The organism is Advenella mimigardefordensis DPN7 (assembly GCF_000521505.1).
GTDB classification, from domain to species: Bacteria; Pseudomonadota; Gammaproteobacteria; order Burkholderiales; family Burkholderiaceae_B; genus Advenella; species Advenella mimigardefordensis.
Map to the genome: position 1 here is coordinate 416,387 of NZ_CP003915.1, position 21,962 is coordinate 438,348.

Here is a 21,962-nt window from a genome sequence, read left to right on the forward strand (position 1 = left end):
CAGATAGGGAGAGATAAATGGGTCGTGTCCTGACATTGGAAGACGTAACGTTCGCGGTCAAGGGCGGGTCGGTATTTGCGTGTGGCGGCGGAGGCTGGGTAGAGCATGGCATGGAACTGGGAACCCTGGCAGTGACTATCGGGCGCCCGGAGCTGGTTGCCATGGACGAAATCCATGATGACGCCTGGATCGCAACCGCCGCTGCCATTGGTGCGCCGGGTGGGCTGACTGACTGGCAAATGCTTGGTGCCGACTACGTCAAGGCCGTCCAGTTGCTGCAGGAAGCGCTGGGAGATAAGGTCTATGGATTGATCATCGGTCAAAATGGCATGTCTTCCACGCTGAATGCCTGGCTGCCCTCGGCGCTGCTGGGCACCAAGGTGGTAGATGCGGTTGGCGACATTCGCGCTCATCCCACAGGAGATATGGGTTCGCTGGGGCTGGCCAACTCGGTCGAACCCATGATCCAGACCGCCGCCGGCGGCAATCGGGAAAAGCATCAATACATTGAACTGGTGACCAGGGGCGCCACGGCCAAGGTCTCGCCTATCCTGCGCACCGCATCAGATATGTCGGGCGGTTTTATCGCCAGTTGCCGCAATCCCATACGCGCCTCGTATGTGCGCCAGCATGCAGCGCTGGGCGGCATTTCCATGGCGCTCTCGCTGGGGCAGGCGATTGCCGAGGCCGAATCCAGGGGGGGTATCGCCGTTATCGATGCCGTCTGCACCAATACCGGCGGCCAGGTCATCGCCACAGGCAAGGTAACGTCGAACAGCCTCAAGTATACAAACGAAGCCTTTGATGTGGGCGTTGTCACTATCGGTACGGACGCGGGCGAGGTGCGTATTCATGTCATGAACGAGCATATGGCGGTGGAGACGGGCGACGGGCAGCGGCTGGCGACCTATCCCGATGTGATCACCACCTTCGATATGGCGGGTAAGCCAACCAGTGCCGGCAAGTTGCGCGAGGGCATGCAGGTCGCTGTGTTCCATTTGCCCAAGAGCAGGATTCCGCTGTCTTCCAGCGTTACCGATCCCAGCGTCTACCCCCATGTGGAGCGGACACTGGGAATCAAGCTGGCCGATTACGCCTTGTTATAGAAAGGAATGCAAATGGGAAAAAGATTCGAAGTGACTTCGGGCGATCAGTTGCGCTGCAAGGGATGGCGCCAGGAAGCGCTACTGCGCCTTCTGGAGAACGTGTTGTCCGTGGGCGAGGATCCGGAAAACCTGGTGGTGTATGCAGCGCTGGGCAAGGCGGCAAGGGACTGGCCCAGCCATGACGCCATCGTGCACGCGCTCAGGACCATGACCGAGGAGTACACCCTGGTGGTGCAATCGGGCAAACCCATCGGGTTATTGCGTACTCATGACAAAGCACCGCTGGTGATCATGGCCAATTGCAATATGGTCGGCCAGTGGGCCAAAGCCGACGTGTTCTATGAGCTGGAGAAAAAAGGCCTGATCTGCTGGGGCGGCCTGACTGCAGGAGACTGGCAATATATCGGATCGCAAGGCGTGATCCAGGGGACGTATGAGATTTTTTGTCGTATTGCGGAGCGTTATTTCAATAATGATTTGCGCGGGCGGTTTATTCTGACTGCGGGGCTGGGTGGCATGGGGGGTGCTCAGCCGCTGGCGGGTTTCATGGCCAATGCAGCCACGCTGGTGATTGAGGTCGATCCGGAGCGCATTGCCAGGCGTTTGAGCATCGGCTATCTGCAAAAGCAGGCGGCCACGCTGGACGAGGCGCTGACCATTATCCGTGAGGCATGCGCGGCCAGGCAGCCGATCTCTGTCGGTTTGCAGGGCAATGCGGCCGACGTCTATCCTGCGTTGCTGGATAAGGGGGTGGTGCCCGATATTGTCACCGACCAGACATCGGCACATGATTTGCTTTACGGCTATATCCCGTCGGGGTTCGATCTGGATAAAGCGAAGGCCTTGCGTCAAAGCGATCCTGATGCGCTGATGCAGGCCTCGCTGCAGTCGATCAAGCGGCATGTGACGGCCATGCTCGCGTTTCAGGAAAAGGGTGCGGTGGTGTTCGACAATGGTAATCTGATCCGCACACAGGCGTTTAATACCGGTGTCAAACAGGCTTTTGATATTCCGATCTTTACCGAGGCTTTTCTGCGTCCCTTGTTCTGTCGCGCCATCGGGCCATTTCGGTGGGTGGCGCTCTCGAACGACCCCGCCGATATCGAAGCGATCGATGACTTCATCCTGACCCGGTTCCCGGATAACCGTATTGTGACCAACTGGATCGGACTGGCACGCAAGTATGTGCCGTTCGAGGGTCTGCCAGCGCGTATCGCCTGGCTGGGTCACGGTGAGCGCACCGAGCTGGCGCTGGCGGTGAACCAGATGGTGGCCGACGGCACATTGAAGGCCCCCGTGGCTTTCACGCGCGATCATCTGGACGCCGGGGCCATGGCGCATCCCAATATCATGACGGAAAAGATGCGCGACGGTTCCGATGCGATTGCCGATTGGCCGCTGATCAATGCCATGGTCAACTGTGCCTCTCAGGCCGATCTGGTGGCGATCCATTCTGGCGGGGGTGGATATAGCGGTTATATGACGTCGGCAGGGGTGACCGTGGTAGCCGATGGGTCTGCCGCGGCAAGGGAGCGGCTTGCGCTGGCGATGACCAACGATACCAGCCTGGGTGTCATGCGTTATGCCGATGCCGGCTATCCCGAGGCGCTGGACGAAGCGGTGAAAAAAGGGCTGCATTACATCAGACTTTAAGGACAACGATGACGACGCTTCCATTTCGCGGCCTTGACTTCAAAACCATGCTGAAGGTGGCGCATTTGGCTGAGTCCAGGAGTCTGAAAGAGACGGCGCAGGCTTTTTCGTGTTCGGCTTCGGTGGTCAGCGAAGCCATCTCCAGCATGGAGAGCCTGCAGCAGATCAGTTTATTCGTCCGAAAAAACAAGGTTTTTATTGCTCAGGAAGTGACGCGTAAAATCGTGCGCGATTTCAACGCCATGATTTTGCTGGAACGCTTTGCCTGCATCAACGTGGGCGCGGCGCAGGCCGATCTGGCCTGGCTGAAGATCAAGTGCAGCGATGCCATGTACTCGGGTTCCCTGAACAACGCATTGCTGTCGGCCATCGCCGACGTCAATCAGCTGTACCCGAATGTGCTGGTGATCCCCGATTATGTCGAAGCGCATTTCGGTCCCTCGGAACAAGAGAGCGCCTGGCGCCCTGCCTGGCGCGATGCAGGCCAGGTCGACTTCATGCTGGAAAGCCAGACGGGGGAAGCGGACTGCGCGGACCCCATGGCCGGCCAGTGGATGATTTTGCACTCGCCCGACGTGACGCTGCCGGACCCGATGTCGGTGCAGGATCTGAAAAACTGGCGCTTCGTGATTCCGCGCATGCCTTGGGAGTTATTGCAGCATATCTCCGGTATTTGCGAACGCGCAGAGATCAATTTTGTTTATGACAATCGTCATTTTTATGAGTTATGCGCGCTGCCACCGGATGCAGGGCAACTGGTCCTGATCAATACGCTGAGCATGGATGAATGCATTCATGATAAATGGCACGTGTCCGAATTTCCGGTGAGCACCTGGATGTCCGTCAAATCCAGCGTGTATCAGGATAGTCCCGTGACCGCGTATTTCCTGAAGGCCTTTGCTTTCCATTTGGCGTCGCTGCCTCGGTCTTATGGATTGGCCAGGCCCCGGACGACGCTCAAGCAATGGTATTACTTTGCCAACGTGATCGAATGCGGATCAATTCGCCGCGCTGCAGAGCAGCTCTATCTGACGCAACCGGCGCTAAGCACGCAAGTTCAGCAACTAGAAACGGCGCTGGGTATGCGAGTGTTCGACCGCAAGACCGGGTCGCGGCGGGTACACGTGAATGCGGCGGGAGGGGTGCTGTGGGCTATCTTTGAGGGCATGGATTTTTATGTCAGGCGCGTTCAGCAGACGTTGCAGCAGTTGCGGCTGGCGCGACAGGACCGCCTGAGCCTTGGCATTCTGCCCAGCATAGACGTGCAAAGCAGGGTCATTGCCCTGATCGCCGACCAGGTGACGACGTGGCAGCAATTGCATGCCGATGTGCGGCTGGAAATCGTGGAAGAACGGCATCAGTTTCTGGCCGACGCCTTGCGTGCGCAAAGCATCCATCTGGCGTTTATTGAGACGGAAATGCCATGGCTGGTGCAGCATGTTGTGACCACCCCTGAGCCGATGGGGCTGGTGTGCTCGACTGCGCTGGCGGGGCGGCCGGCGCCCGTGCGCCTGCAATGGAGCGAGCTGCAACGGTTTCCGCTGGTTTTGCCAAGGAAGGTGACCGGCATGCGCGAACTGATCGACCGACATTGCCTGAGTCATGGGTTGGAGCTGCGACCGTCGGTGGAGTCGGACAGCCTGAATCTGAACCGGCGCTGGTTGCTTGACGGCAGATATGCCGCCATCCTGCCCAGATCCGCTGTGGCCAGTCTGATCGAAAGCGGCGAACTGATGTTCATTGAAGTTGAGCCGCCCCTGTACAGAAAATTGCATTTGTCATATTTGAAAAATCGGGCGCTTAATAAGGTGGAGAAAGATCTGATCGATTTTTTAATCGATCACCGTACTATGAATTTGCAGTTGTAAGGAGGAAATGCAAATGAATCATTATCGGCGGCTATGGGCCGTATTAGTTTGCTGCGGCATGCTGTTCGTATGGCGTACCGGTGTTGCCCGTCCAGTGCTTGAGTTGGGGCCGTCGCATCGTCTCACCCTGCAGGAGGTCAGAGAGGTGGCGCTGGATCATCGCCCGGTCACCCTCAGCGAAGCAGGGATGCGCAATGTCAGGCGGGGCCATGAGATTGTCATGGATGCCGCGCTGGGCGGCGTTCCTGTGTATGGCCTGAACGTCGGCGTCGGCTGGAACAAGGACCACCCCGTTTTCCATGAAGTGAATGGCAGGAAGGTGCTGTCGGATGATCTGCTGACGCTGTCGGTCAGGTTCAACGAGATGTCGTTGCGGGCGCATGCGGCAGGTGTGGGCAAACCCATGTCTGCCGACGTGGTTCGTGCCGGCATGCTGATACGTCTGAACACATTCCTCTCGGGCGCCGCGGGTGTGCAGCCCGAGGTCGCAAGCATGTACGTTGATTATCTGAATCACGATATCACGCCGGTGATCCCGTCGCTGGGAACCGTCGGCGAGGCCGATATTACATTGGCGTCGCATATCGGACTGGCGATGATCGGCGAATGGGATGTCTTCTACCAGGGTAAGCGGCTGCCTGCGGCCGAGGTGATGAAACAGTTGAACATTGCCCCGCTCAAACCCGTGGGCAAGGATTTTCTGTCGATCCTTAGCACCAATAGCCTGACGGCCGGGCAGGCGACGCTGGCGGCACTCGATACTCAGGCTTTTCTGGATAAGCAGGTTCGTTTGTTTGCCTTCATGCTTGAGGGATTCAATGGCAATGTTGCGCCTTTTTCCGAGACGGCGGTGGCGGCCCGGCCTTATGCCGCCATGGCTCAGGAAGCGGGTCGCATCCGTGCTGCCCTGGTCGGCAGCGATTTATGGCGTCGCTCTGCGGATCGGGCCTTGCAGGATCCGTTGTCGTTCCGAACCATGGCTTATACCCTGGGCGTCGTGCAGGAGAATCTACTGCGCCTGGCAGAAGATCTGCAGGTCCAGATCAATGCATCTGATGATAATCCACTGGTGCTGAGGCAGGCGGTGATCGCCCGGGACGCGGCTCAAAGCGATCAATTGCGGGCTTATCGCGTGACCAGCGAACAAGGCGAGGGTGCGATTTATCCGACAGCCAATTTCAACTTCCTGCCTGTTGCCAGTAAAGTGGAGTATCTGAATCTGTCGCTGGCCAAGCTGGCCGAAAGCATGGTACAGCAGTTGATTCGGCTGGAGAATCCTGAACTGACCGGGCTGCCCCGGTTCCTTGCAGCAAAGACCAACCATGGTCATGCCTTTGGAGCCATTCAGAAGCCTTTCGTCGAGGAAAGTATTCGCATTAAGCTGCTGGCGCAACCGGCGTCTTTGTACGGCGCGACGCTGGCCGGCAACATCGAGGACACCACCAGCATGAGTGGGCTGGCTGTGCGAAATACTGAGCAAATCCTGGACGCGCTTTATCATATTGCGGCATTCCAGCTTCTGGAAGGAGCGCAGGCACTGGAGCTGCGCGACGGGTTTGCGCCCTCGGCGTCCAGCAAGGCGTTACTGGCGTCCTATCGGCAACGGGTGCCATTCATCGATCAGGATATGCCTTATTCGGGCTATATTGAAGAAAGTGCCAAATTCTGGCGCGCATATCGTTAACGTCCTGAGACGTTTGTGCTGTCGGTAAGGGCATACAATAGGCGCGAGAGGCGGAACAGGCCATTATGGCCGGCCAGCCGCTGGGACGTCTGCATGGCATTCCCTATACCGTCAATAAAGGGTTATACCGATAATACGGCAAATCAGGCGCTTTGCGCCCCTACTGATTTTCTTTGGCGCTCAAGAGCAGTATCAGATACCCCAGCACTGCCGCCAGCACTGAGCCGGTAAATACACCGATCTTGGCCAGATCCTGCACAGCCGGATCGGTAAACGCCAGGGCGCCGATAAACAGGCTCATGGTAAAGCCGATACCGCAAAGCATGGCTACGCCATAGATCTGCGGCCAACTGGCCCGTTCCGGCTTGTTGACCAGGCCGAATTTCACCGTCAGCCAGACCAAACCGAAAATGCCCAGTTGTTTACCCAAAAACAGGCCCGCAGCGATACCCAATACGACCGGGTGCCCCAGCTGGCTCCAGGAAAGTCCCGCGAACGAGACGCCGGCGTTGGCAAAGCCGAAAATCGGCACGATCAGAAATGCGACCCACGGCGACAGGCCGTGTTCCCATTTAAGCAGGGGGGCGTTGTCCGGCGTCTGGCATGTTCCCGACATAGGCAGCGTCAGCGCCAGTGCGACGCCGGCCAGGGTGGCGTGAATGCCTGACTTGAGCACGAACCACCACATGAATACGCCCAGGATGGCGTAGGGCAGGCTGCGCATGACGTTGTTGCGGTTCAGTAGAATCAGCGCGATCAGGGTGCCGGCAGCCAGGGCGAGATACAGGCTTTGTATTTGAGCGGTGTAAAACAGGGCGATAACGACAATGGCGATTAAATCATCAATAATGGCCAGCGCAGTCAGAAAAACCTTCAGCGAGGTGGGAACGCGCGAGCCAAGCAAGGCCAGCACGCCTAGCGCAAAGGCGATGTCGGTTGCCGCCGGCACAGCCCAGCCGCGGATCTGTTGCGGATCGTCATAGTTGAAGGCCAGGTAGATCAGGGCAGGGACCATCACGCCCGCCATCGCGGCCAGGCAGGGCAGCAACCGCTTCTGATTACTCGATAATTCGCCGGTCAGCAATTCCCGTTTGACCTCCAGGCCAACATAGAGAAAAAATATCGCCATCAGCCCGTCATTGATCCAGTGCAGAATCGACAGGCCAGCGACATAGCTCGACAGGGTGGAGAAATAGTTGTCGGCCATGGCGGAGTTGGCCAGCCAGATACCCAGCACGGCCGTGACCATCAGGATGATGCCCGAGGCTGGCTCGCTATTGAAAAAATGGACGACTTTTTGCGGGAGGTAGCGTTTCATAGATAAGGGGAGCAGATGCGGCACCAAACCCAGAAGGCTAACATAAATTCAGTTTGTTGTAAGTTATCTGAATCAAGATTAAACCGTTTTTTTGCGGGCTCCCTGATAAGCAACGGCTCACGGTTTTAACGGCCCATCAATGCCGCCACCAATGCCGCCATCAATGGCACGTCCGATAGGCCTGTCGGTCGATACGGCAGGGTTGGATAGAGATCGCGCTAGGTCGGCAAAGGGGGCTGTTCGTCGCAGGCGATCTGAAAAAGTGAAACACAGAGCCTCTGTTCCCGGCGCGTTCAGGCCGGCCTGGGCAACACGCCATCGACCAGAAATAAGCCGATGCCATAGGTCATGACTTTGCCCGAGCGCAGTTGTGTAAAAGAGACCCGATCTGCACTGAGCTCTCCAAACCACTGACTGGTCTCCTGGGGTTTCTTTTGCCTGAATGCTGCAGGGGAAAAGAGGGCGACGCACAGGCCATGTTCAGGATCGCGGGCCGAGCAGTATTCGAAGGCTTCGACATCGGCGGCGCGCATGGCGCTGCCTATTTGCTGGGCTGCCTGGTAATTGACCGGATTGGTTAACGCGGCCTGATACCGGTTAAACGGTGGCGCCTGAAGTTGTATCCCTTTTTCTGTGCCGTAGCGCACCGAAAAAAGCGTATGCTCGCTGCGGATCCGGTCCTTGACCGGCATGCCGTCCATCGAGTGCCAGAATACGAAACGATAGAAAGCGCTTTCGGCCAGCACCGCACCGATATTTCTGCCTCCATAGAACAGGCTGCGTTCATGCACCCGCCCGAAGCGTGAACCCCATTTGAGCGGCGGATAGCGGAACGGCGTTTTGAGCAGATAATGCAGCGGTTCGCAATCGGGTTGCGAAACGGGCTTGGCCTGGTCCAGCATCTGTTCCAGCAGGGCCTGTTCTTCCAGCGTGTCCACATAGCCGAGTGTGGCAATTTGCTCCTGGCTTTCCACGAGCCGGTGCAGCCTGCCATCGATCTGCCGGATATGTTCAGGGCCGTTGCAGGCTTGCCAGATCATCACACTTTACCGCGGATGGCATCGACAAACTGCAATACCGTTGTCATTCCCTGTATGGTCTCGATCTGGGCTGCAGGGATGCCGCCGGTGATGTTGTTTGGGGTGCGCATGAAGTGGCGGATCCATTCCTGATCGCCGCCTGTGAGGGCAAAGAGGGCACGGGCAAGACGCAACAACAGCAAGGCCAGTTCACCCTGTTTGCTGTCAGGGTCCAGTGACGGGGTGGATTTGAGGCGGCTGATGGCGGTGCGGTGCAGCCCCAGCACGGCAGCCAGTTCCGCCTGCTTCAGGCCGAGTTGCTCGGCAGCGCGCAGAACCGCTTTGGCCAGAACGGCTTCAGTTGCGGGTTTGGGTTGTTGCAATGCGGTCATGGCTAAGCCTCCGATGGGATGAGACGTTAGTGCAAGTATATCTCATTTGTGAATATTGCACAAATTTGCTAAAAAAGTGCAAAATGAACATAATCGCGGATGTGTTGAAAACCTGTGGCTCGTTGCGATCCGTTCCTGCTGGCACCGTTTTTTGTCGCTTCCGGTTGCACCTTTGCACCTGAGGGCTGATAGTGCAGTGCTGCAGGTATCGGGCAGGTTGCCACAGCCGGCTGTCCTGGCGCGCCAGGTATGTTAATTTAATGAAATTAACACTCTGCTACGCGTTTGACGGGCATCAAGTGCGTCGGCCTGCAAAAAAAACGGCTATGATTAGAACATTGTTTTTTTTCGATTCACTCTCCTTTGGGTTGCTACCAACATGAAACGATTTTTCGGAATGATCTGCGCCTTGATGATGGCTGTGTTTTTGTCCGGTTGCGGCTATAACCAAATCCAGACGCTGGATGAACAGGTCAAGGCGGCCTGGTCTGAAACCCTGAACCAGTATCAGCGTCGTGCCGATCTGGTACCCAAAATCGTGGCCAGTGTCAATGCCTATATGGTCAACGAGCGCGAAGTACTCACGCAGGTAACCGAGGCGCGTTCCAAGGTTGGCAGCGTGCAGATTTCTGCCGATACGGTTCCCTCGCAGGAACAGTTGCAACAGTTTCAGGCTGCTCAGAACCAGTTGGGTTCTGCGCTTTCCCGCCTGATCGCCGTATCGGAAAATTATCCGCAACTGAAGGCCGATGCCCTGTTTCGTGATCTGAATGCACAACTGGAAGGGACTGAAAATCGCATCGCCACTGCACGTGGTCGCTATATCAAGGACGTTCAGGCCTATAACACGCTGATTCGTCAGTTCCCGACGCTGATCACAGCCAAGATCATGGGTTATCAGGTCAAGCCTAATTTCGGGACCGACAATCAGGATGAAATCATGCGCAACCCTGAAGTCAAGTTCGATACAGGCGCCCGGGCCCCGGCGGGTAACGCTGCGCCTGCTCAGCCGGCGCCTGCGCAGTAATGCCCTTGTCTGTCGCTGCCCAATCCTGCCGATCGCTGCTCATGGGTCGTTTGCAATCCCTGTTTCGTCTCCTGATCCTGCTGGTTGCCGTGGCCGGTTTTGCGCCGGCTATGGCGCAACAGGACGTACCCGTCCCGCAACTGACCGCGCGCGTGACCGATACCACCGGTACCCTCGATCAGGGACAGAAGGCGGCCCTGGAAGCCAAGCTGCAGGCGCTGGAAGAAAAGAAGGGCGCGCAGGTCTTTGTACTGATGGTGCCCACCGTACAGCCCGATACGGTTGAGAGTTATTCGCGTCGCGTATTCGATCAATGGAAGGTGGGTCGCGCCAAAGTAGATGACGGTATTCTGTTTCTGATTGCCAAGGATGACCGGCGCATGCGACTGGAAGTGGGCTACGGGCTGGAAGGCGCGGTGCCGGATGCACTGGCCTCGCGTATCATCAATGATTATGTCGCGCCGCATTTCAAGACCAATGATTATGCCGGCGGTGTGAACGCCGGCGTGACCGCGCTGGTGTCGCTGATCGAGAACGAAGCGCTGCCTGCACCTGAGAAAAAAACCGCCAGCGATAGCGACGAGTTTGATGAGGGCCTGATCGGGGCACTGGGCCCGATGCTAATGTTCGGCTTTTTTCTGATCGCATTTTTCCCGCCTGTCATCAGTGCGGTCGCCGCCGGTGTCATGCTGTTTGCGATTACCGGCAATATTATCTGGGCCGGCGTGGCCGCCATTGCGGCGCTGGTGATCAGTAGCATTGCAAAAAAAGTCGTTCCGCGCGGCTCGGTACGCGGAGCAAGGCGTAACGGTTCCATTCTGGGTGGCGGCCTGGGCGGTCTGGGCGGCGGTTTCGGCTCCGGGCGCGGTGGTGGTGGCTTCGGAGGTGGCGGCTTCGGCGGTGGTTTTGGTGGCGGCGGTGGCGGCAGCAGCGGCGGCGGAGGAGCTTCAGGTGGCTGGTAATAAATGGGAATGGCTGGGGCTGGACGGGCTCGACGGCTGGTGGCTGTCGCGGCGTGTGTTTACGCCTGCCATGATGGAGCGGCTGACCGAAGAAATACGCAGGAGTGAAGCGCGTCATGTTGGCGAACTGGTACTGGCCATTGAACACGATACACCGGGGCACAGCCGGGAAACATCCGGCCGGGCGCTGGAAGTATTCGGTCGCCTGAAAGTATGGGATACACCCATGCGCACCGGCCTGCTGCTGTATATCTCACTGAATAAACACAAATTCGAAATAGTCGCGGACCGCGGTATCAATGTCAATCCGCAGCAATGGGATGGCATTTGCGCGATCTTGCAGGCGCGCTTTGCCGCCAGGCAATACGAGCAGGGTCTGTTGCAGGCTATCGGCGCGATCGAAACGCTATTGCAGGCGTCATGTGGCGGCCAGGCAGCAGACGACGACGGTCGCAATCATCTGCCGGATGCACCGGTGCTGCTATAAAGTTTATTGCTGCCCTTTGCCCTTGCCCGAAAGGCAGGCGGGCTATTTTTGATCGATTCGGGCAAGTGCCCTGCCCAGTTGCCCGACCGCTACATCGCGTCGCGACCCTGACGAAAAGCGATCCCCTAGTCTTGACCATTCCGGGCGGCTGCGTGCCTCATGCAACTGCTCTGGCAGGGGCTGGTCCTTGAGTTCTTCCCTGGCCGCTTCCATTGCGACCTGAACAGGTGCCATATCAGCATGGCCGCGAAGCTCCAGGGCGCGTATCAACTGGTGCGCGCGAATGGCCAGCAGGCGCAGGATACTGTCTTCGACGGTCACCTCGTGAAAGCCCTGCAGGCGCCCGTACAGCCGTTTTCCCAGCTTGTCTGTGCCCTGCCATACGCTGCCCAGAACGCCGCCAATCAGCGCCGCCGTCCCCAGGCTCAGGCCTGCGGTAAAAACATCGACTGCGGCGCCTGCCATCGCCCCTGCAGCAAAGCCTTTGCCAACGTGAATGCCAGTGTCCAGCAGTGCCTGTGGATTGAACAAGTCCATATTCCAGCGCCCGCCTTCCAGTGGCAGCGGCTGACCGGGATAGTCTTCCGGGCGGAAGCGGTAGTGCGTGAGCAGTGCCTTGATGGCGGCCCGTTCACGCTGCCGCACTTTGTCCTGCATGAGCTGGATGCTGCTTTTGACGCTCTCGTTATCGGTCTGGCTGCTGATGCGCAGTGCAGCAACATCAATGAGCATATCGGCAACCAGTGCAAACGCGGCATTACGGCGTCGTTCGCGTTGCACACCGACATCTTCAGACAATGCCTGCAGCGTTGTTGCATGCGTGTCGAGCACCAGCGCCAGTTTCTGATAAAGCTGCGCTTCGCCATCGATCGCAGGCGCGACCGTGTCAAACTCAATCACCACATGCAATCCCAGGCGCGCCAGTGTGTCCTTCCAGTCCTGCTTGCGTGCGTGTGTATCGTTGATGAAATTCAGTACCGGCACCAGCGGCTTGCCGCAGCGGGCCAGAATGGCCAGTTCATCCTTGTGCTTGGCCAGCACCGGGTCCCGGACATCGATCACATAAAGCCCCGCGTCGCAGGCGATGAGTTTTTTCAGCACGCGCGCTTCCTGCTCGAAGCGTCGTTTGCTCTCAGGCGTATCCAGAAAGCGCGTAATGCTTTCCGGGCCATCATGTCGGCTGCCGGTTTGGCTTTGCAATTGGTCCAGATAATCCAGCAATCCAATGCCATCTTCCAGGCCGGGCGTGTCGTACAGCTCGACCGCGGCAGCGCCGTTCAGGAGCAGGCGTGCGCCTTCCACATGGCGAGTGGTGCCTGGTGCATCCGAGACCTGGCCAAAGCCTGCATCATGTGTCAGTGTACGTAACAGCGAGGTCTTGCCGGTATTGGTGTGGCCAACGACGGCCAGGCGTAGTGCGAGAGTGGTACTCATGATGCTGCAATCCAGTCCGGGAGCGAAGCGGCGTCCAGGTGCAGGGTGTCGGGCAAAAAGCCCGCGTCGGACAGTTGCTTCTGCCACGATTGCTGGCGCGATGCCTGATCAGGCCGTTGCCACAGCAAAATATGTGTGGCCCGCGCCAGACCGGCCAGTTCTGCAATCAGGCGCAGGGTGCCGCGATCGGGTGTCTGCGCGGCGTCCACCACCACCAGCAGGCCTTTGACGGGCTGGGCATGGAGTTGATCAAGCAGGGCATGACGCTGCTCACGCGACTCGAGTACGCCGCCATCCTGCGCGCCGGCAATAACGGGAAAGACAGGCCAGCTGGTATCAGGGGGCAGTTCAATACCCACATAAACCGGGTCGGATGAGTAGGGGCGAGTGGCGTTGTCTTGCGGCTGGGAGAGCAGGTCATCCCCGGCAGGCCCATCAATGCCCAGGTTTTCACTGGTGGGTGTCAGTCGGGCCACCAGGGGACTGTACGAAGGCAAATCAATATCCAGCCTGAGTGCCTGCAACGCGCCGCGTAATTGCCAAAGGCACAATGCCAGACTGATGGCGCGCAGCAGCAGGCCATAGCACAGGACCACGCCCAGCAGCCAGGCCGACCAGATTGCATAGGTGCTTTCCGAGAGGGTTGCACCGTCCGTACTCTGCCGCACCCATTCGGCATCCGGTATGGGAAAACCCAGCAGGGCCGGGAGCGCGCCCAGCGTACGCGTGAGCGAGACAAACACCTCGGGTGACAGAATGGTGGTTTCCCAGCCGAAGGTATAGCGCTGTGCAGCCAGCAGGCCCAGCATGGTCAGCAGGGCCGCCAGAAAAAACAGTACCCAGAAACCATGACTGATGCAGGACAGGGCCCATTTGAGCGCGCTGTTTTGCGTGAGCAGCGAGACAAAGGATTGCGGTGCCAGCGCCGCTTCGGGGCCGCGCGCGATTTTGCGGCTGAGCCATAGCCAGAACTGTCCCAGCCAGCTGAACGCGCGTGAGGAGAGGAACAGGGACAGGATCCAGAACAGGAAGGTAAGGCTATGCAGGCCCAGCAGCGTCACAATGGCCAGCGTGACATTGATATGGCGGCTGGCTGAGCCCAGAACGCCGGCAGCAGCGCCTGCGCCCGCCATTATTGCCAGCACAGCTAAAATCAACAGGGCCAGCTTCGCACCTTGCGTCCACTGTTCGACCAGTTGCGTGGTGTTTTCTCTATCGGCAAGCAGGCGGGCCCGGCGCACGATTTTTTGTTCCGGGCTGTCATTGCCACTGCGTAACTGGCGTATGAGGGCGGCATCATCCAGCGGTCCCCAATGGTCCTCGCGCAGGCGGACGGCCTCGGTCAGCCAGAAATCTTTGAATGAAAATGGACGACGGGCCATCGCGTTGCTTATTTTGGGGATTGATGTCAGGGCTTGAACCAGCGATTGGTTGCCTGTTCGGCTTGCTGCTTCACATCCGGTGTAATGTAGTAGGCGACGGCAGCCAGGGCGGCGGCGATCACGCTCAGGTCGTCGGTATAGCCAACGCCGGGCAGGAAATCCGGTATTGCATCCAGCGGCAGGACGAGGTAGGCCAGTGCGCCATAAATGACCCGACGGGCCCAGGCGGGCGTGGCCGGATTGCGAACGGCATAATGCAGCAGCAGGGCTTTTTGCACCACGGTGCGCCCGGCACGTTTGGCGATACGGGCAATTTTTCTGACAAGACCTGCCGGTTTGTCGGCGTCCTGAGTGTTGGCGTCAATCGTATGGGAACGAGTCATGAGCCTCCCGTAATCAAAGAAAATAAGGCGGACAAAACGAAAAATGCGTGCCACCAGGGCACGCACTCTTTATAACATGCCGGTGTCAGGAGCGCTTGGCGATCAGGCCATATATGAAAAGAACGATAATGGCGCCAACAACAGACGCGATCCATCCTGCCGCGTCGCCCTGGTTGTACCATCCCAACATTTGACCCAGGTAGGTCGCGACGATAGATCCGACAATACCCAGAATTGTAGTAAGAATGAACCCCATGGACTGGGTACCGGGCATAATGGCGCGGGCGATCAGACCGACAATAAAACCAATTATGATCGTAACAATAATCGACATATTCCTTTACTCCTGAATTGAGTGGGTTTACCGACTGCTTGTAACGTTTCAGATCATATAGGAAGGATTATTTCCGTACAAATGGAAAATGTTTCCATATATTAGCAAGTTGGGTAAAGCGATTGCTGTCACGTGCAGTCTGTGCACCAAGCATAACGGCGATACGTGTGCCTTGTGTGAATATTGACTTTTCTTTTGAAAAGACGGCTCGATTTTGTCGTTTATCTGCCTTTGTCTGTTGCGGCGGATACACGAATTTTCGTTTTTTGTGACACGACGGCTACGCGACCGCGCGACAGCTTGCTGCCGAAAATATTGATGGCCAGTCCCGCGACTACGACTGCACTGCCCAGCCACTGCACCAGTGATAGTTTTTCGTGCAGAACCACTTCAGCTGACAGCAGGCCGACAACAGGAATCATGAGTGACATTGGCGTAACCAGGCTGACAGGATGCTGTGCCAGCAAGCGGCCCCATAAATAGTAACCAATGAATGACGCCGCATAGGCCAGGTACATGACCGACCCGACGCCGGTCCACGACAGATTGGCCAGACTTTGCACCATCGCCTGCGGGCCTTCGAACAGCCAGGAGGCCAGTAGAAACGGAAAAACAGGAAAGACGGCGCCCCAGGTCAGCAGACTGAACATATTGACCGCCGGCCCGGCCTTTTTGATCACGATATTGCCGCAACCCCAGCTGAAAGCCGCACACAGGGTAAGAAAGAACGCAAATAGCGGCACCGGCTGGGCAAGATCGGCACCTATTTCAATCACCGCCAGCCCGATGGCGGCCACGACCATGGCAACGACACTGTGCAGTCGCACTTTCTCGTTCAGCAGCAGCGCGGCGATGAGCACCGAAAAGAATGCCTGCGATTGCAGCACCAGCGAAGCCAGACCGGCCGGCATGCCCATTGCGATCGCACTGAACAGAAAGGCAAATTGCCCGAAGCACAATGTCAGGCCGAAAAGCAGCAGTAATCGCAGCGAGATGACCGGTCGCGGCAGAAACAGAATGGCGGGGAAGGCGACCAGGGCAAAACGCAAGGCACCCAGCAGCAGCGGGGGAAACTCATTTACGCCGAACTTGATCACCACGAAGTTGAGCCCCCACAGAAGGACGACAAGAAGGGCAGCGAGCCAGTGACGCAAGGGCATGGAAATTCCGTATCACGGTAAGGAGGAGACAAGAGTATGGATTATGCGCCTGCCCGCCGTCGTCTTGCAAGTCGCAGTGGTGTTTTATCCTGCAGGGGCAACAGTCAGGCTGATTTGGTGTTCGCGCCAGCCGTTAACAAAATACCCGGTGTTGTCTGTGGTGAGCTCGGGCTGTTGCTGTCCGGCTGCATTGGTCGCGCGGCACGCCAGTTTGACCGGACCTGGTGGCAAATGGAGCGAAATGTCGAACAGACGCCAGGCGAACGGGCCCAGATCGCTGCCGGTGAACCGGGCAGCATGCCAGGTGGCGCCGCCGTCAGCGCTGACCTCGATGTGGGTGACCGCAGAGGCGCCGCCCATTGCGACACCCCGGATCGGCACGGCACCGGCCTTGACAGGAGCGTCCATACCCAGCGGCTCGGTGATCCAGGATTTGACGGGGAGCCGCCAGGCAGGAATGGTCAGTTTTGGTTCGCCTGGTCGCAACGGCACCCGGAAGTCGGCGGTCTGAATGTGGGCGCTGGATTCTTCGGCAGTGAAGGCAATGCGTCTGACATATTTGATGTAATTGATACTGGCATAGCCGGGCAGGACCAGTCGTAGCGGGCCGCCATGCACCAGGGGAATGGGCGCGCCATTGAGTGTCCAGGCCAGCAGAGCATTGTCCAGTGCGGATAAGGGCACCGAACGCTCAACCCGGGTGAAGTCAGATGGGATGCCATCGGGAAGGCTATCGGCACCCGTGGCCGTGATAAAACGGCTGCCGGGCACAGCCCCTCCCAGTTCATGGATAACGGTTGTTAACGGTACACCCGTCCAGATCACACAGCCGGCACCGCCTGTTTGCCATTGGGTCCCAATGGCTGGATTGCTTTGCAGTGCGCGGCCGTTTTCGGCGCATTGCAGTACCGTGGCGATCGTGCGGGTGGGCATCGCCTGCAGCTCTGCCAGGGTGTAGGCATCAGGTTGCGCGACCCCATCGAATGCGACGGGCCATTGCTCTGCCTCTGCCAGTAGCCGCGCAGGCGGCGGCAGGGCGTTATCGCGGACAAACAGGCATTCTGTGGGCGTAATGAGCTGGCGGCCAGGCACTGCGCGGCGCGTTTCAATGGCGTGCGGGTTATGTACCAACAGGCTGTCGGCATCTTTCCAGGCCAGATTCTCGGGCAGCGGCGCCGGTTCGGCGGGCGGCGGCAAGGGGGAGGAGGGGCTGGCTGTGGCGGGAGACGGTGGCGTTGCAGCCGTGGAGGGCGTTTTTGTTGCTGCGTTGGTCTTTGCATCACTTGCGGGGGCGCGGGCGTCAGCCGGTGCAGCGAGGAGCTTGTTGCTGGCCGCGCTCAGAGCAAACGCGAGCGCCTGTATCAGCCGTGTACGTCGTTGCGGGTTGACCGTGGCGTGGCGTGGCATGGTGTGACCTGTGAGTGAACAATGTGCGCGAGCCCGAAGCGGGCGGGTGCAGTAAAAAAACAGGCTCCATAGTATGAATTAATCGGCCTGCTGTAAACCTGAAAAAGTGCCGGCGTTGCGGGTTGTTACATGCCCTATACCCGGGCTTTGCGCGTTGTTACCCGACATGCCAGGGTATTATTCCGACTGTCACAATCATGAAATATAAAGTTTCTACTATCGTCCAATTATCCTGCTTAAAAAAACGAGGTCATCATGAAGGTCGCAGTAAACTCAATCGCAGCCGCGCTGTTGGCGTTTTCCGGTGGCGCTGTTGCCGATACGCTGGTCCTGTATACGAGTCAGCCGGCAACCGATGCGCAGATGACCGTTGACGCATTCCAGAAAGCCAATCCGGACACAAAAGTGGAATGGGTGCGCGATGGTACCACCAAGCTGATGACCAAATTGCGCGCCGAAATGAACGCGGGTGCCGTCAAGCCGGATCTGTTGCTGATCGCCGACAGCGTGACCCTGGAGCAATTGAAAAAAGAAGACCAGTTGCTGGCCTATAAATCGCCGGAAAGTGCTCAGTATGATCCTGCGCTGTATGACCCTAGTGGCTATTACTATGGCACCAAGCTGATCACGTCCGGCATCGCCTATAACACCCAGGCGGCACAAAAGCCTCAGTCCTGGAAGGATCTGGTCAAACCCGAGTATAAAAACCAGGTATCCATGCCGAGCCCGCTGTATTCAGGCGCAGCCATGATTCATTTGTCGGCACTGACCACCAATCCTGACTTTGGGTGGAAGTACTACGAAGATCTGAAAGCCAACGGTGTGGCGTCTCAGAAAGGTAATGGCGGTGTGCTGACCGATATCACATCTGGCGGCAAACCCTATGGTATTTTGGTCGACTATATGGCGATTCGTGAAAAGGCAAAAGGGGCACCCATTGCCTTCGTTTTTCCACAAGAAGGTGTCAGTCTGGTGACCGAGCCAGTTGCCATTCTGAAGTCAGCGAAAAATCCCGAAGCTGCAAAAAAATTCGTTGATTTCGTGCTGTCGCAGCAAGGCCAGGAACTGGTGCTGCAACAGGGTTATATTCCAGGTCGCAACGGTATGCAAAACCCACCGGGCTTCCCGCCACGCGATCAGATCAAATTGTTGCCTTTTGATGCCGCCGCAGCACTACAGAATGCTGATGCGAACAAGGAAAAATTCAGCACGATCTTTGGCGGTTAAGCAGGTTGTGCAATAGGGTCCGGGAGCACACTGCCCGTTTGGGCGAACAGGATGTTTGGGCAGTCCCGGGTGTGGCAGGATACGTTGCACCATGACGCTGTCCTGCTTGCTGCCTCATGCACGGCACGGGGTGTGGGTACAATGGCACAGGCGCCTGTTACTGCGTCACGCTATCGGTGCCGGGCAATACCCACAGAAGTGTGGATCTGCGATTTATCCCGATATTTTTAATATATAACACGATTCGAAATCAGGCGGCCCGGGACAGCCGGCCACATACCTGAATTTCACTATGGCGACATCTATTTCCTTTTTGCGGCCGTTTGGCAAAAACCCGGCATCTATCCTGACACCGGTGTTGTTGTGTCTGGTGCTGATACTGGCCCTGCTGCCGCCAGCGCGGTTGCTGATCATGGCCATGACCGATCTGCCTGCCGGTGATGGCGGTGCCATGTGGTCTATGCTGCGTAGCGCATCAACCTGGCGCGCGACCGGTAACAGCCTGGTGACGGCAGGTCTGGCTACGCTGCTGTCTGTGGTGCTGGGTACCAGCTTGGCATTACTGGTGGTGCTCACCGACATTCGAGCCAAAGGCTTCTGGGTTTTCATGATCATGCTGCCCATGATGATTCCGCCACAGGTGACCGCGCTGAGCTGGCTGCAGTTAAGCGGTCCGGGCAGCCCGCTGCTGCAAATGCTGCATCTGGCGCCGCCGCTGGGCAGTCCGCAGCCTCTGCGCTCCTGGTGGGGTATTGCCATGCTGATGGGCATCCAGCATGCGCCTCTGGTCTATCTCGCGGTACGCGGGAGCCTGATTGTCCTGCCCAAGGAATTGATTGAAGCGGCCCGTATGGCCGGCGCCTCGCAACGCGATGTGGTCCGCGATATGATCCTGCCGCTGTGCCGCAATGGTCTGGCGGCCGGTGCCGCGATTGCCTTTGTCTCCGCGCTGGGCAACTTCGGCATTCCAGCCATGCTGGGCATCCCGGTGTCCTATTACGTATTGCCGACCCTGATCTATCAGAAAATGGCCGATTTCGGGCCTGCCATGCTGGCCGATGTTTCCAGCCTGTCGGTACTGATTGGCGTGATTGCGCTGGTGGGTGTCGTCGCGCAGCAGCATTTTTCCGCGCGCATACCGCTGACCGGCATGCCAGGCAGACCACTGGCCTTTATCCTTGGGTCGCGACGCTGGCTGGCCGAGTTGGCGCTGTTTTTGCTGGTGCTGCTCATTGTTGTGGTGCCGCTGATCGCCCTGATTTCCAGCTCACTGGTGGCGGCCATGGGTGTTCCCCTCACGCTCGACACGGTCAGCCTGCGGGCTTATGAGCAGATACTGTTTCAGCAGAGCGTGACCTTTCGGGCCTTTGGCAACAGTATCCTGCTGGCCGGTGCGGCCGCGCTGATTCTGGCCTGCCTTTGTCTGCCCCTTGCCTACCTGTTTGTACGCTTTCCATCGCGCAGCAATGCTTTTTTGCAGGGGCTGATCGATATTCCCTATGCGCTTCCCGGCGTGGTGCTGGCTGTCGCCTGCATTTTGCTGTTTGCCCGCCCGCTGCCGCTGATTCAGGTGTCACTGTATGGCACGCTGGGGCTGATTCTGTTTGCGTATTTGTCCCGATTCATGGCGGTGTGTCTGAAACCGATACAAAGCAGCATGCAGCAGCTTGACCCGGCACTGGAAGAAGCTGCACAACTTTGCGGGGCCGGGCCGACACGCAGGCTGCGTGATATCGTTTTTCCGCTGCTGGCGCCGGCGGCCTTCGCGGGTATGCTGCTGGTTTTTTTAATTGCAGTCAATGAATTGACGGTGTCGGCACTATTGTGGAGTGCCGGCAATGAAACGCTGGGTGTTCTGGTGTTCAATCTGGACGATGGCGGTGAAACAGTACTGGCTTCGGCCGTATCGGTGCTGATCGTACTGATGGTGCTGGTTCTGATGCTTTGCCTGAGCGCCCTGGGCAGACGGGTTCCACGAGGAGTGATTCCATGGCGCAACTAACCCTGGAAAATATCAGCAAACACTATGGCGAGCATGCGGTTGTCGACGACATCAGTCTTGCCATAGAGAAAGGGCAGTTTGTCGCATTGCTTGGTCCCAGTGGCTGCGGTAAAACCACGACCCTGAGAATGATTGCCGGCTTTGAGCAACTGGATCAAGGGCGCATTGTGCTCAACGACAGGCTACTGGCTTCGCCGCAGCAGCATATCGCGCCCGAGCAGCGTAATATGAGTATGGTGTTTCAGTCGTATGCCTTGTGGCCTCACAAAACGGTGCTGGACAATGCAGGCTATGCGCTGGCGTTGCGCGGGCTCCGGGGTCAGCCGTATCGTGACCAGGTTTTTGCAGCGCTTGAGGCAGTGAACCTGGGGCATTTAGCCGATCGTTTTCCGCAAGCCCTCAGCGGTGGACAGCGCCAGCGGGTGGCGCTGGCACGCTGTCTGGTTTCTCATCCGGACGTTGTGTTGCTGGATGAACCGCTGGCGAATCTGGACGTGCATTTGCGTGCCGCCATGGAAACCACCTTTCGCGACTTTCATGCGCGTACCGGGGCAACGTTCATTTATGTCACGCATGACCAGGCCGAAGCCATGGCAATGGCCGACCGGATTGCCGTTATGAATCATGGTCGTCTGGAACAATGGGATACGCCGGAAAATTTATATCGCCGTCCCGCCTCGCGCTGGGTCGCAACCTTTATTGGCAAGGGGGCGGTGCTGGATGTACCCAACCATGTTCATGGCAAGAACCTGAGAAGCGACGATATTCTTAACCTGCTGTCCAATAGCGGTGCCATGCATCGCGGCGCCATGCTGGTGCGGCCCGAACACGTCAGCGTCGTAGATGAAGGCATTGACGTGACCGTGCAGCATCGGGTCTATAAGGGTGAGCGCTACCAGTATATGGCCAATCTGGCCGATGGCCAGTCTGTGACCTTCTATCATCCCCGGCTGCTTGAGCATGGACAAGCGGTACAGGTGCAAATTGAACATGCCTGGGGGCTGGATCTTTAGGGCAGGTGAGGTGTAGCCAGATCCCCATGCGCTGCGGCTTTGCGGCCGCAGCGCTTTTATACGGGAGATCAGGCTTGATAGACCGGGACTGGTCGTTGATCGCT

At 57.8% G+C, this 21,962-nt stretch carries 19 protein-coding genes; 10 read left to right on the forward strand and 9 right to left on the reverse strand.

Translation table 11 applies throughout. The annotated features are described in order from the left end of the window. The first annotated feature begins 17 nt into the window (after nt 1-17). The 4 genes from MIM_RS01885 to MIM_RS01900 are packed head-to-tail and all read left to right on the forward strand — an operon-like array spanning nt 18 to nt 6,311. Nucleotides 18-1,106 carry a DUF917 domain-containing protein gene (locus MIM_RS01885; RefSeq protein WP_025371068.1) on the forward strand — a complete coding sequence of 363 codons (1,089 nt, stop codon included), beginning with the start codon at nt 18-20 and terminating at the stop codon, nt 1,104-1,106. Nucleotides 1,107-1,118: 12 nt separating this feature from the next. Beyond that, the gene (locus tag MIM_RS01890) at nt 1,119-2,759 is read left to right on the forward strand and encodes a urocanate hydratase (RefSeq protein WP_025371069.1); all 1,641 of its coding nucleotides are present in this window, start codon (nt 1,119-1,121) and stop codon (nt 2,757-2,759) included. Nucleotides 2,760-2,767: 8 nt separating this feature from the next. Further along, nucleotides 2,768-4,627 carry a LysR family transcriptional regulator gene (locus MIM_RS01895; RefSeq protein ID WP_025371070.1) on the forward strand — a complete coding sequence of 620 codons (1,860 nt, stop codon included), beginning with the start codon at nt 2,768-2,770 and terminating at the stop codon, nt 4,625-4,627. Between the two features lie 13 nt (nt 4,628-4,640). Then, entirely contained in the window at nt 4,641-6,311 is a 1,671-nt protein-coding gene (locus MIM_RS01900; protein ID WP_025371071.1) for an HAL/PAL/TAL family ammonia-lyase, read from the forward strand. A gap of 160 nt (nt 6,312-6,471) precedes the next feature. On the opposite strand, the gene nhaA is transcribed toward MIM_RS01900, so the two are convergent. The 3 genes from nhaA to MIM_RS01915 all read right to left on the reverse strand — a co-directional run bounded on the left by nhaA (nt 6,472) and on the right by MIM_RS01915 (nt 9,040). After that, nucleotides 6,472-7,629 (reverse strand): Na+/H+ antiporter NhaA, encoded by a 1,158-nt coding sequence (nhaA, locus tag MIM_RS01905; protein WP_025371072.1) that lies wholly within the window; start codon nt 7,627-7,629, stop codon nt 6,472-6,474. A gap of 293 nt (nt 7,630-7,922) precedes the next feature. Further along, entirely contained in the window at nt 7,923-8,669 is a 747-nt protein-coding gene (locus tag MIM_RS01910) for an RES family NAD+ phosphorylase (RefSeq protein ID WP_025371073.1), read from the reverse strand. Next, entirely contained in the window at nt 8,669-9,040 is a 372-nt protein-coding gene (locus MIM_RS01915) for an MbcA/ParS/Xre antitoxin family protein (RefSeq protein ID WP_025371074.1), read from the reverse strand. Before MIM_RS01915 ends, MIM_RS01910 begins: the two co-directional genes overlap by 1 nt. Before the next feature lie 379 nt (nt 9,041-9,419). Between MIM_RS01915 and MIM_RS01925 the strand changes: the two genes are divergently transcribed. From MIM_RS01925 to MIM_RS01935, 3 genes are read left to right on the forward strand one after another with little or no spacing between them, the layout of a single operon-like run. Further along, nucleotides 9,420-10,067 (forward strand): LemA family protein, encoded by a 648-nt coding sequence (locus MIM_RS01925; RefSeq protein WP_025371075.1) that lies wholly within the window; start codon nt 9,420-9,422, stop codon nt 10,065-10,067. 41 nt (nt 10,068-10,108) lie between these two features. Next, nucleotides 10,109-11,029, forward strand: coding sequence for a TPM domain-containing protein (locus MIM_RS01930; RefSeq protein WP_042070823.1), 921 nt, complete (start codon nt 10,109-10,111; stop codon nt 11,027-11,029). Then, a complete protein-coding gene (locus tag MIM_RS01935; protein ID WP_025371077.1) occupies nt 11,019-11,516 on the forward strand; it encodes a TPM domain-containing protein in 498 nt (165 codons plus the stop codon). Before MIM_RS01930 ends, MIM_RS01935 begins: the two co-directional genes overlap by 11 nt. Before the next feature lie 42 nt (nt 11,517-11,558). Here MIM_RS01935 and MIM_RS01940 read toward each other — a convergent pair whose 3' ends face one another. The 6 genes from MIM_RS01940 to MIM_RS01965 all read right to left on the reverse strand — a co-directional run bounded on the left by MIM_RS01940 (nt 11,559) and on the right by MIM_RS01965 (nt 17,616). Continuing rightward, nucleotides 11,559-12,950 (reverse strand): GTPase/DUF3482 domain-containing protein, encoded by a 1,392-nt coding sequence (locus MIM_RS01940; protein WP_025371078.1) that lies wholly within the window; start codon nt 12,948-12,950, stop codon nt 11,559-11,561. Continuing rightward, nucleotides 12,947-14,332: a DUF2868 domain-containing protein gene (locus tag MIM_RS01945; RefSeq protein WP_025371079.1), complete on the reverse strand. Its 1,386-nt coding sequence runs from the start codon at nt 14,330-14,332 to the stop codon at nt 12,947-12,949. The genes MIM_RS01940 and MIM_RS01945 overlap by 4 nt, the downstream gene beginning before the upstream one ends. A gap of 26 nt (nt 14,333-14,358) precedes the next feature. Further along, on the reverse strand, nt 14,359-14,715 hold the full coding sequence (locus tag MIM_RS01950; protein ID WP_025371080.1) for a YkvA family protein: 357 nt from the start codon (nt 14,713-14,715) through the stop codon (nt 14,359-14,361). An 85-nt stretch (nt 14,716-14,800) separates the two neighbouring features. After that, nucleotides 14,801-15,049: a GlsB/YeaQ/YmgE family stress response membrane protein gene (locus MIM_RS01955; protein WP_025371081.1), complete on the reverse strand. Its 249-nt coding sequence runs from the start codon at nt 15,047-15,049 to the stop codon at nt 14,801-14,803. A 221-nt stretch (nt 15,050-15,270) separates the two neighbouring features. Next, nucleotides 15,271-16,209, reverse strand: a complete 939-nt coding sequence (locus MIM_RS01960; protein WP_025371082.1) for an EamA family transporter — start codon at nt 16,207-16,209, stop codon at nt 15,271-15,273. 84 nt (nt 16,210-16,293) lie between these two features. Continuing rightward, entirely contained in the window at nt 16,294-17,616 is a 1,323-nt protein-coding gene (locus tag MIM_RS01965; RefSeq protein ID WP_025371083.1) for a sulfite oxidase, read from the reverse strand. 255 nt (nt 17,617-17,871) lie between these two features. Between MIM_RS01965 and MIM_RS01970 the strand changes: the two genes are divergently transcribed. The 3 genes from MIM_RS01970 (at nt 17,872) to MIM_RS01980 (ending at nt 21,858) form a co-directional block, all read left to right on the forward strand. Continuing rightward, a complete protein-coding gene (locus tag MIM_RS01970) occupies nt 17,872-18,843 on the forward strand; it encodes an ABC transporter substrate-binding protein (RefSeq protein ID WP_025371084.1) in 972 nt (323 codons plus the stop codon). A 292-nt stretch (nt 18,844-19,135) separates the two neighbouring features. Then, entirely contained in the window at nt 19,136-20,845 is a 1,710-nt protein-coding gene (locus MIM_RS01975; RefSeq protein WP_025371085.1) for an ABC transporter permease, read from the forward strand. Then, nucleotides 20,833-21,858, forward strand: coding sequence for an ABC transporter ATP-binding protein (locus MIM_RS01980; protein WP_025371086.1), 1,026 nt, complete (start codon nt 20,833-20,835; stop codon nt 21,856-21,858). Before MIM_RS01975 ends, MIM_RS01980 begins: the two co-directional genes overlap by 13 nt. Nucleotides 21,859-21,962: the final 104 nt, after the last annotated feature.